Raw genomic sequence first — 20,916 nt, 5'->3', positions numbered from 1 at the left:
ATGTTTTGTGAAACTTTTCATTAATTCCACCTGCGAATGGTGTATACCAATTGCTTTTTATTAGGAATTGGTATTGGTTTATTACCCGTTGGTGGAGTAGACCAAACATTGTATAGGATGGAACAAAGCTACTTTTCGATAGCATCAAAAAAATAAAAAGCCATTAAGATATAAGCTAACACTTCCATCGGCTCATACTTTCATGACTTTTCATAATTATTTATAACTCTTCGTAAACACCGATTTTCTTAAACTTCTCATACCGTTGATCCGATAATTGTTCGCCGTCAAGCGCTGACAAGGAATTCAAGCTTTTGCGGATGACAGCAGAAATAAGTGCGGCTTGTTCTTCCACATTACGATGGGCCCCACCGCGAATTTCCGGGATGATGCCGTCTGTAATACCCAGCTCAAAAAGGTCTGTTGCCGTTATTTTCATTGACTCAGCGGCTTGTTTGGCAAGGCTTGCATCCTTCCAAAGAATCGCGGCTGCGCCTTCTGGTGAAATAACGGAGAATACGGCATTTTCTAGCATGTATATTTGGTTGCCGACGCCTAGCGCCAAGGCTCCACCACTTCCGCCTTCACCGATAACGATTGAAATAATTGGCACAGTCATATCGCTCATCTCGTAAAGGTTACGCGCAATCGCTTCGCTTTGTCCGCGTTCTTCTGCGGCGCGACCTGGATAGGCGCCTTTCGTATCGATGAAACAGATAATCGGACGTCCAAATTTATTGGCTTGTTTCATTAATCGCAACGCTTTACGGAGACCCTCTGGATGCGGCATTCCGAAATTACGATGCAAATTATCTTTTGTATCTTTCCCGCGTTGGTGACCGATAACCGTGACTGGTGTGCCGTTAAACGTTGCCACACCCGCGACAATCGCTGCGTCATCACCAAAATAACGATCGCCATGTAATTCCATAAACTGGTCGAACACGAACGGAATATAATCCAATGTCGTCGGGCGTTCTGGATGGCGCGCCACTTGGAATTTATCCCATGCAGACATATTGCCATAAATCGCGTCCTCTAGCTTGCCAAGACGAATCTCCAGCTTCACAATCTCCTTCGACAAATCGACATCCGACTTCTCATTATACTCTTTGAGATCGGCAATTTTTGTTTGTAATTCTAAAATCGGTTTTTCAAATTCTAGCTCATTTGCCATTTGCCGAATCCTCCTTTTTCGTATGAATATCTAAGAGGAAGCGCAATGTTTCGCGCATATCAAGGCGTGACACAACTTCATCGAGCTGGCCGTGCTTTAATAAGAACTCCGCGGTTTGGAAGTCCTCTGGTAAATCTTCACGAACCGTTTGCTCAATAACACGACGTCCCGCAAAACCAATCATCGCTCCCGGTTCTGCAAAATTGTAGTCCCCCAACGAAGCGAAACTTGCGGAAACGCCTCCTGTTGTTGGATGCGTCATGATGGAAATCGCGAGTCCTCCGTGGTTACTAAAACGTTTGAAGGCGGCTGATGTTTTTGCCATTTGCATTAAGGATACCATGCCTTCTTGCATCCGAGCGCCACCTGATGCTGTGAAAATCACAAAAGGAATGCCTAACTCATCTGCTTTTTCCACACCACGCAAGATTTTTTCTCCGACAACCGAACCCATACTCGCCATCCGGAACCGAGAATCCATCACTGCTACTACAAATGGCAGTGTTGCAATCGTCGCCGTTCCAGTCAAAATAGCTTCGTTCAAATCTGTTTTCTTCTTATCTTTTACAATTCGATCCATATAATCTTCAAACCCAAGCGGATTTGCAGTTGTTAAATTGCCATCTAACTCCGAAAATGAATCCTCGTCTACTAAGTACGCGATTCTTTCTTGAGCTCCGAGCGAATGATGGTAGCCACAATAGCTACAAACCTTCAAGTTCTTCTGTAATTCTTTGGAGTACATAATTTTCTTACATGAAGGACATTTAGTCATAATACCCTCTGGAACATCTGGCTTAGAGCCGTCTGAAGGAATCGTTGCATATTTCCTTTTCTTTGGTTTTGTAAATAAATCTCCTAACAAAGGATGAACCCCCTTTTGAAACAATCTCTTTTCTAACTACGCGCTTCAACTATTTTTCGTCCACTTTCCATAATAGCATTTTTGGGCGCATTTGTCTTATCTAAATTTCTCTGTATTAGCACAACTTGGATTCCGATATTAACTATTTATCCTTTAATCCGTCACACTACTATACCATATTTTTTTTATTTTTTAAAAGGCTAACGAATGATAAAGTTGCCTTTGCCGAGGAGTTCTGTGATCGCCTTCCCTGTTTCTGGGCTTCCGTTAATACTAAATTTCGGCTGTAGCTGGGTGGTTTTCTTTGTTGTTTCATCGTGCAAAATAACGCTGATATCCCCGCGATTAGATAATAAAATCGGTTTTAATTGTTCCAACTGGCTTGCTTCTTTAATTCGCACAAAAGCACGTTTGGGAACTTCGATGTCTTTTACATTCTCTGTTTTATTGACGACGAGCTGTAATTCCCCATTTCGCTGGTCGACTTTGGCTTGGAGCAGTACAATAAGTCCTTTTTCGACTAGTTCTGTATATTTTCGGTAGGTTTCAGGGAACATGACTGCACTTATTTCGCGACTGTCATCACTGATTGTAAGAAAACACATTGATTCGCCTTTTTTTGTGCGGATGGTTTTGATATCGTGAATATACGCCGCGATTTTGTAAATTTTACCGACTTTGATTTGCGATAAGGGCGTTATTTCAAGTAATTTTAATTTATCTTGATAGAACGTGACGGGATGCGCAGAAACATATTGTCCGACGTATTCTTTTTCTTTTTCTAGTTTTTCATCGATTGGAAGTGGACTAGCTTCGCGATATTTCGGTTTCATTTTGCGGAATAATTCATCGTCTGTCGTGAAGAGATTGATTCCTTTTTCATCGTCGCCGAGCAAACTAACATATTGCAGTGCTGCGTCCATTGATGCCATATAGGTAGCGCGATCTTTGCCAAATTCATCGAAACAGCCCGCATAAATAAGCGCTTCTAAAACTTGTTTCGTTAGCTGTTTTTGAGGCATTCGTTCGCAAAAATCAAAGAAATCCTTGAACGGCGCTCCTTTTCTCTCGTTAACGATTGCAAGTACGAATTTACTTGGGACTTTGCGAATCACGCGTAAACTGAACCTAATCGCGTCCTCTTCCACTTGAAAATGATAATAGCTACGATTGATCGATGGACCGCGCATTTTGATGCCGTAGTTTTTTGCTTCCGTGATATATTGGCTGATTTTATCGTCGTTTCCAATGACCGCGCTAAGAAGGGAAGCCATGAATGCGGCTGGGTAATTGGCTTTTAAGTAAGCTAGTTGAAACGCGATTTTGGAATAGGCTACCGCGTGACTTCTATTGAAACCGTAGTTCGCAAATCGGACAATCAGATCATAGACTTCATCCGCGCTCGCTTGTGTGTACCCTTTTTTGACCGCACCAGACACAAAATGAATGCGTTCTTCTTCTAAGACATCCGCCTTCTTCTTGCTGACGGCGCGTCGAAGTAAATCGGCCTCACCGAGCGAAAAACCTGCCATAGCGGACGCGACTTGGATAATCTGTTCTTGGTAGACGATAATGCCGTAAGTAACGCCTAAAATCGGCTCTAAATCGGGATGTGGATACACAATTTCTTGTTTCCCATGTTTCCGAGCAATAAAAGTATCGATTTGTTCCATCGGGCCTGGACGATAAAGTGCATTCGTCGCGACAATATCTTCAAATGAAGTCGGGCGTAAATGCTTCAATACACGCCTAATCCCATCTGATTCAAACTGAAAAATCCCCGTTGTATCCCCTTTTTGGAAAATTTGTAACGTTTTAGCGTCGTCGAGCGGGATATCTTGCAGCGTCAGCTCTGTATCTCGGATATAATTGACGTTTTTCAATGTTCGATCGAGTAGCGTTAAATTTCGAAGGCCTAAGAAATCCATTTTTAGAAGTCCGATTTTTTCCAGATCACCCATAGCAAATTGTGTCAGAAGCGCATCTCCACTCCCTTTTTGCAAGGCAATTTGATCCACGAGTGGTTCGTCACTAATAACGACCCCTGCGGCATGTGTGGAAATATGGCGTGGCAAGCCTTCGATTTCAGTCGCAATTTCCCAGATAAGTTGGTTTTGTTCGGAGCTAATGATATGACGTTGTAATGCTGTAGATTGTTCATACGCCTTGGTTAGCGTCATACCAAGTTCCCGTGAAATAAGCTTCGACCAGTCGGATAATTGGACAGAATTTAAGCCGAATGTCCGCGCTGTATCTCGCACCGCAGCTTTGGCAGCCAGCGTTCCAAATGTGCCAATTTGGGCGACATGTTGCGTGCCATATTTGCTAACCACATAGGAAATGACTTCATCTCGACGATTATCCGGGAAATCCAAATCGATATCGGGCATGCTGATACGTTCTGGATTCAGGAATCGCTCAAATAAAAGTTGGTATTGAATCGGATCCACATCCGTAATTTGTAGGACGTAAGAAACGAGCGATCCCGCCGCCGATCCTCGCCCTGGTCCCGTTAGAATACCATTCCCTCGCGAATATTTCATGACATCCCATACAATGAGAAAATAATCGGAAAAGCCCATATCTTGAATGACTTTCAACTCATAATCCAAGCGCTCCCAATAGCTTCCATCAGGATTCACAACACGAGTTCTCAGCGCTTCATAACATAAATCTTTCAACACCGGTCCTGCTTCAAAACCTTCTGCCAGCGGGAACTTAGGCAATAAATGTTGATCCATCGCAATTTCTACGTCACACATATCCGCAATTTTCGCCGTTAACGCCAATGCTTCCTTCTCAAAAGGCGATGTAAACAAGTTTTCCATATCCTCTGGTGCCGCAAAATAAGCCCCTCCAGCGAGCGGTAAATTGTGCCACGACACAGTTTCATTATCGCGAATCGCGCGCAAAATTTCCGTACTACGAACACCTTTTGGTTCTAAATACTGCACATTTTTCGTCGCAACCGCTGGGATTTGCTCCGCCTCGCAAAAATCACGAACAGCCTCATAATGTGGATTTTCCTTTTGCAAGGTCATATAAAAACCAGATGCCCCCGCCATTTCCTGCCATTTTGCCACGACTAGACGAGCATCTTCGTGTAATCCCTGACGAATCAAGCGTTCGATTTCTCCAGCTTCACCCGGCGAGAATAGCAACAAGCCGTCTCGATATGATTCTAGCCATTTTATAGGTAGTTTCTGCTCCTCACGCGTTTCGATGGCACTTGAAATTTTGAGCAAATTACGGTAGCCTTGTGTCGTTTTCGCGAGTAGGAGTAGTTCGTAAGTCTCGAGCGGTTGCGTCACGCCTTCCACTGAAATCGTCATCCCGATAAGCGGTTTAATCCCCGCCGCATGACACTTTTGATAAAATTCGATAACGCCATACATCACATTATGGTCCGTAATCGCGACTGCTGGATAATGAAATTGTTGCGCTTTCTCAATAATCCCGTCAATAGCCGCCGTACTCGATAGCAAATCATATGCGCTAGCTACTTGTAAATGAACAAATCCCATTATCCACGTCTCCTCTCTCGAACAATATTCTCCATTCTATTATATCGGTTATCCTCCGAAAAAGAAACCATATGTTCGCTTTTATTTATCCTGCGCGTCGAGGCTACTCATAATTTTTGACAGCTTTTTGCAGACTTGCCCTTATTTCTAGGCGTAGTGATTCTGGTGCTATGATTTGAACGTCCGATCCGAAAGATAGTAAGAAGGAATACAGCCAGTCTGTTTTCGGAATTTCCGTCTTCACTTCGATACGATCAGATACTATCCTCAAGATTTCTGCGGGAAAAATGGCTAGTAAACGATAGTAGACGGATGCTTCAAACACGATATGTACTGCCAATTTTGGCGCTGGTGTCACGGCTTGCTGACGAAACGCTTCAAACACAGATTCCTCAAAACTTGGTGGGAAATAATCCGTGATTACAGCATCCACCATGCGATGCACATGAAATAAGCGGTACGCCTTCCGCAAATAGCAGTACCCCCATAAATACCAAGCATTCCCGCGATACCAAAGCTTCAAGGGCGCCACTTCTCGCCTCGTTTTCTGTCGATTGCTATTATAATAAATAAAAGAAACTTTGCGATTTTCCAAAATACACTGCTTCATCATCGCAAAAATTTCATTCCGTTCAGGCGGAGCCCCATATTCAGCTGGATCAATCACAATCCAATCCTTCTCAACCGCATCCCACAATGCTTGAAACTTCTCCATTAAAAGGGCCACCTCTGGAAAATTCGTCGTCGAAAGGTTTTGCAACGCTACTTGTAAAACATCTTTTTCCTTCGTCGTTATCGGGATTCGAGATAAGCTAAATCCATGCATCAGTCTGATTCCACCACTTCTCCCGCGTGTCATCTCGATAGGAATACCTGCAAGGGAGAGCGTTTCAATATCACGATAGATTGTTCGGACTGAAACTGTAAAATTGGTTGCCAAATCTTTGGCCTGTACTTGTTTTCGATTCATTAATAAGATTAAAATTTCTAACAAACGATCAATTTTCACGACGCTCACCCCTCTTTATTTTATCCTAACATATATTTTTAATATGACATAACGCTGTCAATCAAGTACGTTAATATAGATGAAAAGGAGGTTTTAACAATGCAAGAAATTTATTGGATAAACGAAACACGTACGAATAATTTCAATGATCCCGACGTAGCTACAAAAATAGGTAATTTATGGGCCGATGCGCAAAAGTTACAGCAAACGAGCGCCACATTTTATGGTATTTATGCCGATTATGAGAGTGATTACTTGGGAGATTACACGGTGAGTATTGCGAGCAATATGCCTCATTCCGAAAATACGAAAAAAATCATGATTCCTGAACAACCGTATCAAGTTTTCAACGTAGAAAAAGACGTTTTCGCGACGTGGCAAGAAATTTGGAATACCGAACTCAATCGAAGTTACCATTTTGACTACGAAGAATACGCCCCTGATGGCTCGATTCGGATTTACATTGGGCTGAACGCATAAAAAAGAGAAGAACGCCAAATTTTGGTGTCCTTCTCTTTTTCTTAATCGCACAATGCTTCCAATTTCGCAACCATTTCTGGGATTTCTGACTCCGATTCAAGCGTCGCACCCGATGCTAATGGATGCCCGCCGCCGCGATATTCCTTTGCCAAACCGTTGATAACAGGGCTTTTTGATCGCAAACGAGCTCGGATAATATCGCCATCTTCTATGAATAATATCCACGCCTTAATGCCAATAACGCTATCAATCCGATTCACCAACTGTGCCGCATCACGCGCCGTGACATCAAACTGCTCCAGCAAGGCACGATTAATATAAATATGCGCGGCGCCATTTGCTGCCATTTGGAAATTTTGCAAAATATAACCTGATAATTTGACCGCATTCAGTGGTGTCTCGTACATTTTTGTGAAAATTTCCGTGCGATCAAACGGGAAAACCACGAGGTCCGCTGCGTAACGCAATGTTTTCGGTGTCGTATTTGGAAATAAGAACCGCCCTGTATCCCCGACAATTCCAGCGTACAACAACCTCGCCGCCTTCTCATTCAGCGTCAATTCTTTCGGAAACGCCTCCACGAATGCCGTCACCATCTCACTACAAGACGAAGCCGCCGTATCAACCCAACTGTAATCACCATACGCATCATCATTCGGATGGTGATCGATCTTCACAAGCTCCTTGCCAAGCGTATAGCGCGCATCATCAATCCGTTCCGTGTTCGCGGTATCACAAACAATCACAAGCGCACCATCGTAAACCGAATCATCAATTGTATCCACTTTCCCAAGAAAATCAAGCGACGGCTCACCTTCACCAACGCAATAAATCTTCTTATCTGGAAAATTACCTTCTAAAACCGCTGCGAGTCCCATTTGCGAACCATACGCATCTGGATCTGGCCGCACATGCCGATGAATAATAATCGTCTCATATTTCTTAATGACATCTAAAATCGCTTTTTTCATCCTATTTCCACCAATCTTTAACGTTCCATCATTTGGCAAGCCACAATCGCCTTACCAACTAAAATACCTTCCAAATATAGCTCAATATCAATTTTCCCCGCCTTACGCCCTATCTCCAAAATCCGCGGTTTAATCACAATCGTCGCATCCATCTGTACCGGTTTCAAAAAGTAAATTGAGATATTCTCAATCGCCACATTACGCTTCTTCAGGGAAAACAGTTTTTGTTGCACAACATCACACACAATCTGCGTAAAAACGCCATAAGAAAGCGTTCCAATACTATTCGTCATCTGCGGCGTCACCGTAAATTGAAAATCGAGCTCCGATGCGTCATCCGTTGTTTTTTCAATCAACTGATTCGTAATTGTATCGTCAATCGTCTCTCCAATTTGCGGCTGGCGCTGAATCATTTGCAACGATTTCAAAATATCCTGCCGACTCACAATCCCAATCAGCGTCAAATCATCCTTCACGACCGGAATAACCTCGATACCTTCCCAAATCATCATGTGAGATACCGACGCCACGCTCATTTTCGGACCGACAGTCAACGGATTTTTCGTCATCGCCCGCTCAATCGAGATCGATAAATTTTTATCAATCACATCTTTGCTCGTAATCATCCCTGACAACCGCATCGCTTTATTTACCACTGGAAAACGGCTGTGTCCGGTCGACGTTTCCTTCTTATACCAATCCTCGACCCGGTCCGATGTGCTCAAATAAGCCGTCTTCTCAAGCGGTGTCAGAATATCTTCCACAAACACGACTTCCTTCTTAATCAACTGATCAAAAATCGCCCGGTTAATCATCGTCGCCACCGTAAACGTATCATACGTCGTCGATAAAATTGGCAATTCCTTCTCATCCGCCAACTTCTTCACCGAATCCACCGTATCAAAACCACCTGTAATCAGCACCGCGGCACCACGTTCAAGCGCCAACTCCTGCGCACCAACCCGGTTCCCAACAATCACCAAGTTTCCCGCATCCGTATAACGTTCCATCGCCTCAACCGTCATCGCACCAATCACAAACTTGTTCAGCGATTTATGAAGCCCAGCACGGCCGCCCAGCACTTGACCATCAATCATATTCACAATCTCCGCATAGGTCAGCTTCTCGATACTATCCTTTTGCTTCCGCTCAATCCGAATCGTCCCAACACGCTTAATCGTGCTAACAAAGCCGACAATTTCCGCATCCTTAATCGCCCTGTAAGCCGTCCCCTCACTGACATGCAAGTTTTTCGCGATTTTCCGAACCGAAATTTTCTCGCCAACCGCAAGCTCTTCAATATATTTCAAAATCTGCTCATGCTTTGTCGCCAAGCCACTCACCCATTCCCTCTAAATTGTCATCGACGCGCCAATATCCAGCACTTTCCCGCGCAATTCCGTATTCAAACTCGCCACAAACGCGTGCGGATCCTGCGCAATCAACGGAAACGTATTATAATGCATTGGCACAACTACCTTCGCCTGCAAAAATTCCGCCGCAATCGCCGCATCCTCTGGCCCCATTGTGAAATTATCCCCAATCGGCAAAAAGGCTGCGTCAAGCTCGTTCAACTGCCCAATCAATTTCATATCCGAGAACAATCCCGTATCGCCAGCATGGTAAATCGATTTGTCGCCGATCGTCAACACAAACCCCGTCGGCAAGCCCAAATTAATAATTTTGCCATCTTGCATTGTCGACGAACCATGAAACGCCTGCGTCAATTTCACCGTTCCAAAATCAAACGGCCGCTTTCCACCAATATGTAGCGGCGCCAAATTCTCCACACCTTGCATATTCAAAAACGTTGCCAATTCAACATTCGCAATCACCGTCGCACCTGTTCTTTGCGCAATCGCCACCGTATCCCCAACATGATCATCATGCCCATGCGTTACAATAATATAATCTGGTTTCTCATCCTCAACCACCAAATCACACTGCGGATTCCCCGAAATAAACGGATCCACAAGAATCGTCACGTCCTCCGTTACTACTTTAATACAAGATTGCCCGTGAAATGAAATTTTCATATTTTGACTTCCCTTCTATATATACTTACTCTCATTATAAGCCAAAGCCTTTATTTTGGCACTTTATATTAAACAAAATCCTCAATAAGTTTTTTTAAACCCGCCACGAGTTGCGCTCTTTCTTTTCCAGAAAGCACCCGCTCCATCTCCTTGTTTAAATCATGAAACGCCCGCTGCACCTCAACAACCAAATCCTTGCCCTCAGTTGTCAAAAAAATCTTTTTCTGGCGCTCATTATCTTTCGGAATTTCCCGGTAAATCAGCTGTTTCTTTTCTAATTCCTTCAAAATATTCGTCACCGTCGCGTTCTGTTTCCCTAAATAATTCGCGAGTTCCTTTTGGATTGTCCCAGAATTCGCAGACACATAATTCAAACTCTTCGCCTGCAAAACGTTGAGATGAATCCCTTTTAGCCGCTTCGCAATGTAGTCCTGCTGCAACAAACTAAGCGTATAAATCTTCTCTGACAACTCATTTTCACCTGAAATCAAAGCCTTCCCTCCCACACGTCTTTTATAACAGTTTAATATAAAACAATTCAATTGACAACTATTCAGAAACGATGTATACTCCTTTTATGCGTTATAGTTTTAATTACAACTGTATTAAAAACAACTATATAGGAGGAATTATCATGTCACTAACAACCCAACAAGTCAACGATACCATTCATGAATTTCAACAAAACTTCATTATCTCGGAATTAAGCGTAGAACAAATCGCCACCGAGCTACAAACAAGCACCGAAAAAATCCAACACATCCTCAATCTACAACAAAAATCCATCGAGGACCCGTGGATTCTTAAAATTTTTCTAGAACAACATATTTCCAAAATCGGCAAAACACCCGTAGCATTTACCGCACTACAAGGCGATTATCACCAATACTGGTTTTTAAATACAAAAAAAATCGATAACATGAAGCTTAGCAAAGGCGATAAATAAAGGAGGAATTCACAATGAAAGTAACACTTATTACTGGAGGAAATGCAGGTTTAGGATTCGAAACAGCGAAACGATTGAAAGATTTAGGACATAAAGTCTACATCGGTTCGCGCGACGAGGCTCGTGGTAAAGAAGCAGCTGCCAAATTAGGAGTTTCATTCGTAGTTATCGACGTAACCGACGAAGCTTCCGTCATCCAAGCCGCTGCAACAATCAAAAAACAAGAAGGCCGCTTGGATGTTCTCATCAACAACGCAGGAGTATCTGGGCCGTTCGCATCGCCAGAAGACATCACCCCAGAAATGATGGAGCAAGTATACCAAGTCAACGTTTTCGGCATCGTACGCGTCACCCATCACTTTTTGCCCCTATTACAGCAATCCGCACAGCCAGTCATCGTCAACGTGAGCAGTGGCCTCGGATCATTCGGACAAGTTCTAAATCCAGAACAAATCGAGTCCAAACTGAACCCACTCGTTTACAGCTCTTCTAAGGCCGCCGTTTCGATGCTGACCGTGCAATACGCCAAAGGATTGCCAAACATGCAAATTAACGCGGTCGATCCTGGCCCAACAAAAACCGGATTAACCGGGCAAGGCCACCAAACAGTCCAAGAAGGAACCGATGCTATCGTCCAAATGGCGAATATCGATAAAGACGGTCCTACTGGCATTTTTATGAGCCGCGATTGCATTATTCCATGGTAAACATTTAATTTCTGCGCGATTTCGTGTTATGATAAAGCGGACGAAACAAGGAAAGAAGGATGACTGATGGAAAAAAATATCGATATTTTGCAAAACTGGCTAAAAGAGCAAGGAGCTGAGGTTGCGTTTATCACCGACCCTGAAAACATCGCCTATTTCACCGGCTATCATAGCGACCCACACGAACGCGTGCTAGGCCTCGCCGTATTTCCCGAAGCAGCGCCATTCCTATTCACACCAGGACTGGAAGTAGAAGACGTGAAAAATAGCGACTGGTCACATGATGCGTACGGTTACAGCGACATCGAAAACCCATGGGAAATCATCGTAACAGAAATCACAAAACGAACACCTACTGTGAAAAAATTTGCCATCGAGAAATCACATATGAGTGTCGATCGCTTCGAAGTCCTATCCAAATACTTAACCGATGCGACGTTCATTTCGATTGAAGAAAAAATCCAGATGATCCGCCTCATTAAAACAACCGAAGAACTCGCCATCCTTAAAGAAGCCGCGCTCCTAGCCGATTACGCCGTCCAAGTTGGCGTTGACGAAATCGCAGAAGGTAAAACCGAGGCCGAAATTGTGGCAAAAATCGAGTACGAAATGAAGAAAAAAGGCGTAACAGCAATGTCCTTTTCAACGATGGTTCTAACCGGTACAAACGGCGCCCTGCCACATGGCACACCAGGCGACACCAAAATCAAAAAAGGTGACCTTGTCCTCTTTGACCTAGGCGTTGTCCACAAAGGCTACTGCTCCGACATCACGCGCACCGTGGCATACGGCGAAATCAGCGCAGAACAAGAAAAAATCTACAATACCGTACTACAAGCCCAACTCGCAGCCATCGAAAAAGTAAAAGCGGGCGTTCCTGCAAAAGAAGTAGATCTCACTGCGCGTAACATCATCAAGGATGCAGGCTACGGCGACTACTTCCCACATCGACTAGGGCACGGACTTGGCGCAAGCGTCCATGAATTCCCATCGATTACGGAAACAAACGAGATGGCGTTACAAGAAAATATGGTCTTCACCATCGAACCCGGCATTTACGTCCCAGGCGTTGCAGGCGTGCGGATTGAAGATGATATCGTTGTGACGAAAGACGGTTATGAAATTTTGACCGAGTTTCCGAAAGAATTGACGTATGTGAAATAAATCAAAGAAGTAGTTCGATTTAGATCCGGACTACTTCTCTTTATATTTACACAACCGCTCCCCAAGTGTCCCCGTATGCAGTTCAAACAAATGATTATCAAAATCATAAAAATAAATCGAACTCGCCTCACCATCCACCCTTGGACGCCCCGCTTTTATCTCTAAGCCTAATGCCACTATCCTCTCCAAATACACCTCATAATCTGCATCATCAATCTTAAATGCAGTGTGATTATATGTCTTACTCGGCAAACTATCTCCTTCCATAATTGCAATCCACAAATCCCCGACTAAGAAAAACTTCTCGCGCGATAACGAAAATATATCATCTCCACTCGAATAAACCTCCTCCGCATCAAAAATCCGCTCAAAAAACACAGTTGCCTTTTCCAAATCCTTTACAATAAATGTCATATGACTCAAACCTTCCAATAAAATCACCTCACCTTCTATACTATACAAATTCCCCCTGTTGAGCAATAAATTTCCCAATTCCAACGAATCGCCGTACAATAAAAATAAAAACGAGGTGAACTAAAAATGAACCTAACATTCACACCAGCAGCCATTTCCCGCGTCCATGCACTCCGCCAAGACCTTCCTGGAAAACTCTACCTCTACTATTTAACAGAAGGATGCGGATGCGAAAACAGCGGAATTTTCACATTAAAATTGACCACCGAAACAACGCCCGAAGACATCGAATTTTCATCCAATCTCGGTCCCATTTTAATTGCTCGCTGGACAGCCGTTTTCCTAGAAGAACAACTGAAAATCGACTACGACTCCAAATCCAACGCCCTCATTCTAAAAAGCGACGGCCAATTTTATAATCGTAATCTCCTGCTAATGGATGCTGATAATAACTATGTATATACGCCGAAAAACGAGCAGTAACCTCATCAGAGATCGCTGCTCGTTTTCCTATTTATCTGCTTAAGCCAGTGCTTCCTCAACCGCTTTATACTCATATCCCAAATCATCCGCAACCGCTTTATATGTCACATAACCGCCAATCGTATTCACACCTTTATACAGCGATACATTCCCAAGAACTGCATCAGCAAGCCCTTTATTCGCCAGTGTTAATCCGAATTGTAGTGTCGCATTCGTCAGCGCAATGGTCGATGTACGTGGCACGGCACCCGGCATATTCGCCACGGCATAATGCACAACACCATGTTTTTCATACGTTGGATCATCATGCGTCGTCACACGATCCGTCGTTTCAAAAATGCCACCTTGGTCAATCGCAATATCCACGATAACCGCACCTGGTTTCATCTGCTTCACAAGCGGTTCTTTCACAAGTTTCGGAGCACGCGCACCCGGAATCAACACCGCACCAACAACCAAATCTGCTTTTTTCACAGCCGTTTCAATATTAAAAGCATTACTCATCAACGTCGTAATTTGATTGCCAAAAATATCATCCAACTCGCGTAAACGATGCAAGTTCAAATCGAGAATCGTCACGTTTGCGCCAAGTCCAATCGCCACCTTTGCAGCGTTAGTTCCTGCCATTCCGCCACCGATAATCACCACTTCACCACGTTCCACGCCTGGTACACCACTAAGTAAAATACCGCGACCGCCATTATTTCTTTGCAAAAATTGCGTCCCAATCTGCGCTGCCATACGACCAGCGACCTCACTCATCGGACTAAGTAACGGCAATGTACGATCATCCAGCTCCACCGTTTCATAGGCAATACTGTTCACTTTATTTTCCGTAAGCGCCTTGGCAAGTTCTGGTTCGTTCGCTAAGTGTAAGTATGTGAATAACAGCAATCCTTCGCGGAAATAGCCGTATTCAGATGCAATCGGTTCCTTTACTTTCACAACCATATCCGCCGCCCAAGCCTCAGCCGCTGTTTCTACGATCGTCGCACCTGCTGCAACGTAATCCTCATCGTGAAAAGCTGAACCTACACCCGCATTTGTTTCTACTAGCACTTTATGACCTGAATGCACATAAGATAAAACACTGGCCGGCGTCATTGCTACCCGATTTTCATTATTCTTAATTTCTTTTGGAACTCCAATTAACATATGAATCTCCCCTTTTAAGTAAATTAGCCCATAAGTATGCGCTTACAAAACAAGAATAACACATATGACCCGAATTGTAAAAAAATAAGGGTTAAAAAATTTTGCAATGCTTTTAATGGTTGTTTTCGCAAAAAAAGGGTACAATAATAGTATAAAAAGATTTTCCAAAGTGTCACAAAAACTGTTTTCTCAAAAGTCTCGCCAAACCCCAGCGTGTCGACAAATGCTTAGATTCTAGGCAAAGTCGAGCACTGGAGCGGAGCATACTCAGGTATGTGAGCACCGGCGCACAGATTTTAACGACGAAGATAAGCATTTGTCGACACGCTGGGCTAGGAGGAGTTTGTATGTTACAACAATACAGTAGAGTTTTAGTAGCAGTTGACGGGTCTAAAGAAGCAGAAAGCGCATTCCAGAAAGCAATTCAAGTTGCCAAAAGAAATGAGGGGTCACTAGGACTAGTTCACGTTATTGATACACGTGCCTTCTCATCCGTCGCTAACTACGACACTTCCATGGCTGACAAAGCCACAGAATATGCAGACGAATTATTGAATGGTTACAAAGACGATGCATTAAAACAAGGTGTTACCAACGTCGAAACCTATATCGAATACGGTTCACCAAAAACAGCCATCACAAAAGAAGCTGCAAAAGCCTTTAAAGCCGACCTTATCATGTGTGGTGCGACTGGTCTAAACGCAGTAGAACGCCTACTTATCGGTAGTGTTTCGGAGTACATCATCCGCCACTCCCCTTGCGACGTACTTGTCGTAAGAAATGAAGATCCCGTTTACAAAGACTAACAAAATACAAAGAAGCGATTTCCCAATTTTGAACGGGAAATCGCTTCTTTTATTTATCTATTTTTTCACGAATCGCGCGCATCCGGTCTTCGATTTCTGCTATTTCGTGCGCACAATTCTCGAGTTCTAAGCCAAGTTGCGCGTCGCTACCTTCTTTTTTGTATCGCAATGAATGTTCCAGGCTCGCCCAATAATCCATCGCAATTGTACGAATTTGAACCTCAATCCGGTAACTCTCCTTACGATCCGATAAGAAAATCGGGACTTCAAGTATGAGATGCAAGCTACGATAACCATTAGCTTTCGGATTTTTAATATAATCTTTCGTGTCGATCAAATAAACATCATCTTGCTTTGTCAACATTTCTGCTAACCAATAAATATCATCTGTATAGGAACAAATAACGCGAATTCCCGCCACATCGTTTAGCGTCTCTCGAATATTACACACCGAAATCGCTTTCTCTTTTTTGGCTAGTTTTGTACCAATACTGACAGGTTTCTTAATTCTAGATGTGATAAACTGAATCGGATTTCGATCTTCCTTCAGAGCCATCTCGTCATTTAAAATGTCCAATTTCGTGCGTACTTCTCTAATAACCGATTGGTAGCATGTCATTAAACTGCGAAATTCGTCTAAATGTTGCATCCCCTCGTTTAATTTCGGATCATTCCCCAACCATACTTTAAAATCTTCTAAAAGAGCACTATCCATATCATTGCCGCCTTTACAATTTTTGTATTCACTCTTGTATAATATCATAAAATCCAACCACAAAGTTAACTATAACTGACTATTTCTTCAAAATCTCATCAAAAAAAACAGAAAGCAACTATCTCTCACTCAAGATGGCTACTTTCTGCTAAATGATTTATCTTTGTGCGCGAATAACTTCCACGTCTCGTGCAATCATCAATTCTTCATTTGTCGGGATGATGATAACTTTAACTGGAGAATGTGGGTAATTAAGGAATGCTTCTACGCCACGAACTTGGTTTAAAGCTGGATCCCAGTACACGCCCATGAATTCAAGGCCACGAAGAACGCGCTCGCGGATATACGAACTGTTTTCGCCAATTCCGGCTGTGAAGATAATCGCATCGACACCGTTCATACGAGCAGCATACGAACCGATGTATTTATGAATACCGTCAACAAAAACGTCAAGCGCTAGTTCTGCGCGATCATTTCCTTTTGCGGCTTCGCTTTCTAAATCACGAAGATCACTTGAAATACCCGATACCCCGAGCATACCTGATTCTTTGTTCAACACGTCCAGCACTTGTTCTGCTGACTTCCCTGTTTTCTCCATAATAAATGGCACGAGCGCAGGATCGATATTACCAGAACGCGTTCCCATTGAGACACCAGCAAGCGGCGTGAAGCCCATCGATGTATCCATTGATTTACCGCCTTCGATGGCAGCAATACTTGCACCGTTTCCTAAGTGACATGTGATCAAACGCAATTCTTCTTGTGGACGACCAAGCAAGTCAGACGCACGTTCAGTCACGTATTTATGACTCGTACCATGAAAACCATATTTACGAATTCCATAATCTTTATAATAGCTGTATGGCAAACTGTAAAGGTAACTTGATTGTGGCATTGTTTGATGGAAAGCAGTATCAAAAACGGCTACAGCCACGATATCAGGTAAAACTTTGCGGAAAGCGCGGATACCCGTAACGTTCGCTGGATTATGAAGGGGCGCAAGTTCAGATAATGCCTCAATGTCCGTGATAACTTGATCCGTGATGTACACTGATTCTGTGAATTTTTCGCCGCCGTGAACAACACGATGTCCAACGCCTGTGATTTCATCATATGATTGAATGATGTTATGCGAGATTAATTTGTCGAGTAACATTTGGACCGCAACTTCGTGATCCGGAATGTCCGTTACTTCTTTGATTTTTTCATCGCCAACAGAAATTGTAAAAATCGAATCTTTCAAACCGATACGCTCTACAATCCCTGCTGTAATAACTGTTTCTGATGGCATATCATATAGTTGGAATTTTAGTGACGAGCTCCCAGCGTTAATTGCAATTGTTTTTTCCATGTTTATTTCATCCATTCCCTTCCACTACTTGTTTTCGTTAAACCAGTCTTCAATTTTCGCCAATACGTTTGCCGTCGCTCTTGGATCGGTCAAACTCGGCAGGTTCGCGAGCAATACTTCTTTTGGCGGCTGCAAATCATCTGCCCCTTTTTGCAATATCAAAATACTTTTCCGAGCTCCCTCAGATGCAAAAAGTGTCTCTGGCAATTGCAGAATGCCTTGAATGTGGCCATGTTTTTTGATGAACCTGTCCACTTTCGCAAAATCTTCCGTTCCAAACATCGCACTTGGCACCAGGAAAAATAAATACCCTCCTGCTTTCGTGTATCGCATACCTTGTTCAATAAATAGGAAATGCGCAAAAGAATGACCATCATCACGGCTTAGCTCGAACTCTTTCGCACGCGTATCATCTGGATAGTACCCAACCGGCAAGTCGCTCACAACAACATCGACTGGATCAACAAGCAAGTTGCCCAGACCATCTTGATGTAAAAGTTGGATTGGTTGGCGCTCCAAATCAGCACCGACGTAAGCAAGCGAAATGAGCAAATCATCCACATCAACGCCAGTAGCATCGAGCTCCAATTTGCCTTCCAATTGATTAACAATCGTTGCAATTAAGTTACCCGTCCCGCACGCAGGATCAAGCAAACGGATTTGTTTCTTACCAGCAAAAGCCTTGTCTACCAAATAACCCATAATAAACCCAATCGAGTCCGGCGTCATTTGATGATTGACTTGAATGCCGTGCTTCATACCTTTTAAGAGTGCAAGTTGATAACTCTTACGGATATCTTCTTTTGCAAACTCCTCCAACTGAACAGAACCATACCGCTCTTCCAGATTCAGTGCCGCCTCAGCAGAAAGTTCATCCTTTTGAAGTACCTCTTTCTGAAATAAATTCTCTCCTGTCTCATAAACGGCCTCCAGATAACTCATTTCGAGCTCATTCTGAATAATAATGGCTGTATCATCAAGAACGCGGAATAATTCCTCAACTGTTGCATTTGTCAAAAGTGAACACCTCGAATTCCTTCAATTCTAACACCAATTAAATATTATACAGCATTTCCAGTCAAGATGATAGCATTTTACACTATCAAAAAACAAGATTTGTAACAAAATGAGCAAGCGTTTTATTTTCGTTAATTTTCCCAGTGTTTTGTTTGTTGTTATAGTACTAAAGCGTGTATTTACTATAACAGAGTCAACAAAAAAAGAGCGCCGAAGCACTCCGTCAAACTTTTACTATTTATCCCCGCCGATGCGTACCCCCTTCATGAAGTACTTATTCAAAACAATGTATAGGATTAGAATCGGAATAATCGAGACGACTGAGGCCGCCATAATATAATTCCATTGAGTCGCATTTTGTGTTTGAAACGACTGTAAACCAAGTGTCAAGGTATATTTTTCTGGTGATGTGATGTAGAGTAACGGTTTCATAAATTCATTCCACAAACCGAGGAACACAAATACGCCTTGCGTGGCAATCGACGCTTGAGCCATTGGGAAAACAATGCGGAAAAATGTCTGCGTCCGGCTGAGCCCGTCCATTTGCGCCGCCTCTTCCACCTCCCTTGGGAAATTCACGAAAAACTGCCGCATCATGAATATATACCCAAAATTAATCGCACCTGGCAAAATCAACGCGTTATATGTGTCCAAAATGCCGATAGATTTCATGATTAAGTAATTGGGAATTAAGAGAATCTGCGCCGGCACCATGATGACCGCTAAAATCAGCAAGAAAATCTGCTTCCTCCCAGGGAAACTGAGCCGTGCTAACGCGTATCCTGCCATACTATTAAAAATAATGTTCAAGATCGTCCCTGAAATAGCGATGATAAATGAGTTCAGAATCCATCTTGGAAAGAGCGGATCACGTGTGAAAATGTAGCTGAAATTCTCAAGAGTTGGAGCTTTTGGCAGTAAAGAAAGCCCACCGCCGATGATCTCGCTATACGGTTTGAACGAGGCCATAACAGCCCACAAGAATGGATACAGCGTTACTAAACCGTAACCAATCAAGAGTGTATACGTGATTATTTTCCAAAAACGCTTCATTTTCATGATGCTTCACCTCCATCTTCGTTGACATCCTCTTTATTCAGCTTTCTCGCGAGCATCGACACGACGAAAATGATAATGGTCAGCAAAATCGCGATAGCCGAAGCATATCCCATCGTATCGAACGATTTAAACGCATACTGATAGATAATGAGGGAAAGCGTTAATGTGGCGTTATTCGGACCACCACTCCCACCCGAAATGATGTAGGCTTGGTCAAAAAGCTGAAAACAGCCGATAATCCCCATCAAAAGGACATAGTTCGTAATCGGAGCAATCTGCGGAACCGTAATCCGCGTCAAGCGTTTCCAAGCGTTAGCACCATCCACTTGCGCTGCCTCGTACATCGTTTTCGGAATATCCTGTAACCCAGCTAAATAAATCGTCATGAAAAACGGCACAGTCGACCAAATATTCATAACCATAATAGTCCCTAGGGCAAATTGTGTTTCATTAATGAAATTAATCGGTTCACTAAGAATGCCAAAATCGACTAAAATATTGTTCACAGGACCAGTTAAACTGAATAAAAACATGAATATCATTGTTAACGCCGAGCTCGATGTCAATGTTGGTAAGAAGAAAATCGTTCGGAATGTATTTTGAAATTTAATCCCCGAATTAAGTAAAGACGCCATTAGCAACGCCAAAATAGTTTGGCAAGGCACAACGATAATGACATAGCGCACCGTGTTTTTAAGCGCAATCCAGACACGTTCATCTTGGAACGCGTTGGTGTAATTTTTTAGACCGACAAACTGATAACTAGACTCACCGACTAGGCTGACTTTGTTTAGAGATAAAAATAAAGCATAGATAATTGGTATTAGAGTAAAAACTGTCATGATGATGATTGTTGGTAACATGAAAGAAACACCTTGCGCGGCCTCCTTCGCCTTGCGTGTAGGCTTGTTTGAGTTCATTTTTTAAGCTCCTTTTTGTTGAGGGTCTTATGAAGCATCCCTTGCTGAATTAGACCCTCAATATGCATGTGAACGTAGTGAACAGGTAATCCATCAGTGGGTCTTATGACACCGAAT

21 protein-coding genes are annotated in these 20,916 nt (G+C 43.1%); 6 read left to right on the top strand and 15 right to left on the bottom strand.

All coding sequences use genetic code 11. The annotated features are described in order from the left end of the window. Positions 1–220: 220 nt before the first annotated feature. The 4 genes from HCJ66_RS07725 to HCJ66_RS07710 form a co-directional block, all read right to left on the bottom strand. Complete coding sequence (locus tag HCJ66_RS07725) at positions 221–1,177, bottom strand: acetyl-CoA carboxylase carboxyltransferase subunit alpha (protein ID WP_187132603.1); 957 nt, start codon at positions 1,175–1,177, stop codon at positions 221–223. Then, positions 1,167–2,042: an acetyl-CoA carboxylase, carboxyltransferase subunit beta gene (accD, locus tag HCJ66_RS07720; protein WP_187132602.1), complete on the bottom strand. Its 876-nt coding sequence runs from the start codon at positions 2,040–2,042 to the stop codon at positions 1,167–1,169. The genes HCJ66_RS07725 and accD overlap by 11 nt, the downstream gene beginning before the upstream one ends. 200 nt (positions 2,043–2,242) lie before the next feature. Beyond that, positions 2,243–5,566, bottom strand: a complete 3,324-nt coding sequence (dnaE, locus tag HCJ66_RS07715; protein WP_187132601.1) for a DNA polymerase III subunit alpha — start codon at positions 5,564–5,566, stop codon at positions 2,243–2,245. 103 nt (positions 5,567–5,669) lie between these two features. Then, complete coding sequence (locus HCJ66_RS07710; protein WP_187132600.1) at positions 5,670–6,575, bottom strand: WYL domain-containing protein; 906 nt, start codon at positions 6,573–6,575, stop codon at positions 5,670–5,672. 99 nt (positions 6,576–6,674) lie between these two features. On the opposite strand from HCJ66_RS07710, the gene HCJ66_RS07705 reads away from it, so the two are divergent. Further along, the gene (locus HCJ66_RS07705) at positions 6,675–7,055 is read left to right on the top strand and encodes an effector binding domain-containing protein (RefSeq protein WP_187132599.1); all 381 of its coding nucleotides are present in this window, start codon (positions 6,675–6,677) and stop codon (positions 7,053–7,055) included. Positions 7,056–7,096: 41 nt separating this feature from the next. Here the strand turns inward: HCJ66_RS07705 and HCJ66_RS07700 are convergent, their stop codons facing one another. The 4 genes from HCJ66_RS07700 to HCJ66_RS07685 all read right to left on the bottom strand — a co-directional run bounded on the left by HCJ66_RS07700 (position 7,097) and on the right by HCJ66_RS07685 (position 10,553). Continuing rightward, the gene (locus tag HCJ66_RS07700) at positions 7,097–8,026 is read right to left on the bottom strand and encodes a DHH family phosphoesterase (RefSeq protein ID WP_187132598.1); all 930 of its coding nucleotides are present in this window, start codon (positions 8,024–8,026) and stop codon (positions 7,097–7,099) included. Between the two features lie 17 nt (positions 8,027–8,043). Continuing rightward, a complete protein-coding gene (ytoI, locus tag HCJ66_RS07695; protein ID WP_181675635.1) occupies positions 8,044–9,360 on the bottom strand; it encodes a CBS-HotDog domain-containing transcription factor YtoI in 1,317 nt (438 codons plus the stop codon). An 18-nt stretch (positions 9,361–9,378) separates the two neighbouring features. Beyond that, complete coding sequence (locus HCJ66_RS07690; RefSeq protein ID WP_187132597.1) at positions 9,379–10,062, bottom strand: metal-dependent hydrolase; 684 nt, start codon at positions 10,060–10,062, stop codon at positions 9,379–9,381. A 68-nt stretch (positions 10,063–10,130) separates the two neighbouring features. Next, positions 10,131–10,553, bottom strand: coding sequence for a MarR family winged helix-turn-helix transcriptional regulator (locus HCJ66_RS07685; protein ID WP_187132596.1), 423 nt, complete (start codon positions 10,551–10,553; stop codon positions 10,131–10,133). A gap of 143 nt (positions 10,554–10,696) precedes the next feature. Between HCJ66_RS07685 and HCJ66_RS07680 the strand changes: the two genes are divergently transcribed. The 3 genes from HCJ66_RS07680 (at position 10,697) to HCJ66_RS07670 (ending at position 12,879) form a co-directional block, all read left to right on the top strand. Beyond that, the gene (locus HCJ66_RS07680) at positions 10,697–11,008 is read left to right on the top strand and encodes a DUF2316 family protein (protein WP_187132595.1); all 312 of its coding nucleotides are present in this window, start codon (positions 10,697–10,699) and stop codon (positions 11,006–11,008) included. A 14-nt stretch (positions 11,009–11,022) separates the two neighbouring features. Beyond that, complete coding sequence (locus HCJ66_RS07675) at positions 11,023–11,715, top strand: SDR family NAD(P)-dependent oxidoreductase (RefSeq protein ID WP_187132594.1); 693 nt, start codon at positions 11,023–11,025, stop codon at positions 11,713–11,715. Between the two features lie 66 nt (positions 11,716–11,781). Further along, the gene (locus HCJ66_RS07670; protein WP_187132593.1) at positions 11,782–12,879 is read left to right on the top strand and encodes a M24 family metallopeptidase; all 1,098 of its coding nucleotides are present in this window, start codon (positions 11,782–11,784) and stop codon (positions 12,877–12,879) included. Between the two features lie 30 nt (positions 12,880–12,909). Here HCJ66_RS07670 and fosX read toward each other — a convergent pair whose 3' ends face one another. After that, positions 12,910–13,293, bottom strand: a complete 384-nt coding sequence (fosX, locus tag HCJ66_RS07665) for a FosX/FosE/FosI family fosfomycin resistance hydrolase (protein WP_187132592.1) — start codon at positions 13,291–13,293, stop codon at positions 12,910–12,912. A 126-nt stretch (positions 13,294–13,419) separates the two neighbouring features. Here fosX and HCJ66_RS07660 point away from each other — a divergent pair, with 126 nt between their 5' ends. Continuing rightward, positions 13,420–13,776, top strand: coding sequence for an iron-sulfur cluster biosynthesis family protein (locus tag HCJ66_RS07660; RefSeq protein WP_187132591.1), 357 nt, complete (start codon positions 13,420–13,422; stop codon positions 13,774–13,776). Positions 13,777–13,815: 39 nt separating this feature from the next. Here the strand turns inward: HCJ66_RS07660 and ald are convergent, their stop codons facing one another. Beyond that, a complete protein-coding gene (gene ald / locus HCJ66_RS07655; protein ID WP_187132590.1) occupies positions 13,816–14,931 on the bottom strand; it encodes an alanine dehydrogenase in 1,116 nt (371 codons plus the stop codon). 347 nt (positions 14,932–15,278) lie between these two features. Between ald and HCJ66_RS07650 the strand changes: the two genes are divergently transcribed. Next, on the top strand, positions 15,279–15,737 hold the full coding sequence (locus HCJ66_RS07650) for a universal stress protein (RefSeq protein ID WP_036066705.1): 459 nt from the start codon (positions 15,279–15,281) through the stop codon (positions 15,735–15,737). A gap of 49 nt (positions 15,738–15,786) precedes the next feature. Here the strand turns inward: HCJ66_RS07650 and HCJ66_RS07645 are convergent, their stop codons facing one another. The 5 genes from HCJ66_RS07645 to HCJ66_RS07625 form a co-directional block, all read right to left on the bottom strand. Next, positions 15,787–16,452, bottom strand: a complete 666-nt coding sequence (locus HCJ66_RS07645) for a GTP pyrophosphokinase (protein ID WP_187132589.1) — start codon at positions 16,450–16,452, stop codon at positions 15,787–15,789. Positions 16,453–16,609: 157 nt separating this feature from the next. Beyond that, complete coding sequence (locus HCJ66_RS07640; RefSeq protein ID WP_187132588.1) at positions 16,610–17,803, bottom strand: acetate kinase; 1,194 nt, start codon at positions 17,801–17,803, stop codon at positions 16,610–16,612. Between the two features lie 24 nt (positions 17,804–17,827). Further along, positions 17,828–18,820, bottom strand: coding sequence for a class I SAM-dependent methyltransferase (locus HCJ66_RS07635; protein WP_343068977.1), 993 nt, complete (start codon positions 18,818–18,820; stop codon positions 17,828–17,830). A 234-nt stretch (positions 18,821–19,054) separates the two neighbouring features. Beyond that, positions 19,055–19,879 (bottom strand): carbohydrate ABC transporter permease, encoded by an 825-nt coding sequence (locus HCJ66_RS07630; protein ID WP_181675363.1) that lies wholly within the window; start codon positions 19,877–19,879, stop codon positions 19,055–19,057. After that, entirely contained in the window at positions 19,876–20,799 is a 924-nt protein-coding gene (locus HCJ66_RS07625) for a carbohydrate ABC transporter permease (RefSeq protein ID WP_187132587.1), read from the bottom strand. Before HCJ66_RS07625 ends, HCJ66_RS07630 begins: the two co-directional genes overlap by 4 nt. Positions 20,800–20,916 lie beyond the last annotated feature (117 nt).

It is taken from the genome of Paenilisteria portnoyi (assembly GCF_014322795.1).
GTDB lineage: Bacteria > Bacillota > Bacilli > Lactobacillales > Listeriaceae > Listeria_A > Listeria_A portnoyi.
Note: the sequence above shows the minus strand (reverse complement) of the source record. Positions and strands in the feature narration are given on the sequence as shown.

What these genes read in the sequence shown, in the direction of transcription:
- HCJ66_RS07725 (WP_187132603.1), bottom strand. Translation starts at nt 1,177, where the DNA reads ATGGCAAATGAGCTAGAATTTGAAAAACCGATTTTAGAATTACAAACA.
- dnaE (WP_187132601.1), bottom strand. Translation starts at nt 5,566, where the DNA reads ATGGGATTTGTTCATTTACAAGTAGCTAGCGCATATGATTTGCTATCG.
- HCJ66_RS07705 (WP_187132599.1), top strand. Translation starts at nt 6,675, where the DNA reads ATGCAAGAAATTTATTGGATAAACGAAACACGTACGAATAATTTCAAT.
- HCJ66_RS07700 (WP_187132598.1), bottom strand. Translation starts at nt 8,026, where the DNA reads ATGAAAAAAGCGATTTTAGATGTCATTAAGAAATATGAGACGATTATT.
- HCJ66_RS07690 (WP_187132597.1), bottom strand. Translation starts at nt 10,062, where the DNA reads ATGAAAATTTCATTTCACGGGCAATCTTGTATTAAAGTAGTAACGGAG.
- HCJ66_RS07680 (WP_187132595.1), top strand. Translation starts at nt 10,697, where the DNA reads ATGTCACTAACAACCCAACAAGTCAACGATACCATTCATGAATTTCAA.
- HCJ66_RS07675 (WP_187132594.1), top strand. Translation starts at nt 11,023, where the DNA reads ATGAAAGTAACACTTATTACTGGAGGAAATGCAGGTTTAGGATTCGAA.
- HCJ66_RS07670 (WP_187132593.1), top strand. Translation starts at nt 11,782, where the DNA reads ATGGAAAAAAATATCGATATTTTGCAAAACTGGCTAAAAGAGCAAGGA.
- fosX (WP_187132592.1), bottom strand. Translation starts at nt 13,293, where the DNA reads ATGACATTTATTGTAAAGGATTTGGAAAAGGCAACTGTGTTTTTTGAG.
- HCJ66_RS07660 (WP_187132591.1), top strand. Translation starts at nt 13,420, where the DNA reads ATGAACCTAACATTCACACCAGCAGCCATTTCCCGCGTCCATGCACTC.
- ald (WP_187132590.1), bottom strand. Translation starts at nt 14,931, where the DNA reads ATGTTAATTGGAGTTCCAAAAGAAATTAAGAATAATGAAAATCGGGTA.
- HCJ66_RS07650 (WP_036066705.1), top strand. Translation starts at nt 15,279, where the DNA reads ATGTTACAACAATACAGTAGAGTTTTAGTAGCAGTTGACGGGTCTAAA.
- HCJ66_RS07645 (WP_187132589.1), bottom strand. Translation starts at nt 16,452, where the DNA reads ATGGATAGTGCTCTTTTAGAAGATTTTAAAGTATGGTTGGGGAATGAT.
- HCJ66_RS07640 (WP_187132588.1), bottom strand. Translation starts at nt 17,803, where the DNA reads ATGGAAAAAACAATTGCAATTAACGCTGGGAGCTCGTCACTAAAATTC.
- HCJ66_RS07630 (WP_181675363.1), bottom strand. Translation starts at nt 19,879, where the DNA reads ATGAAAATGAAGCGTTTTTGGAAAATAATCACGTATACACTCTTGATT.
- HCJ66_RS07625 (WP_187132587.1), bottom strand. Translation starts at nt 20,799, where the DNA reads ATGAACTCAAACAAGCCTACACGCAAGGCGAAGGAGGCCGCGCAAGGT.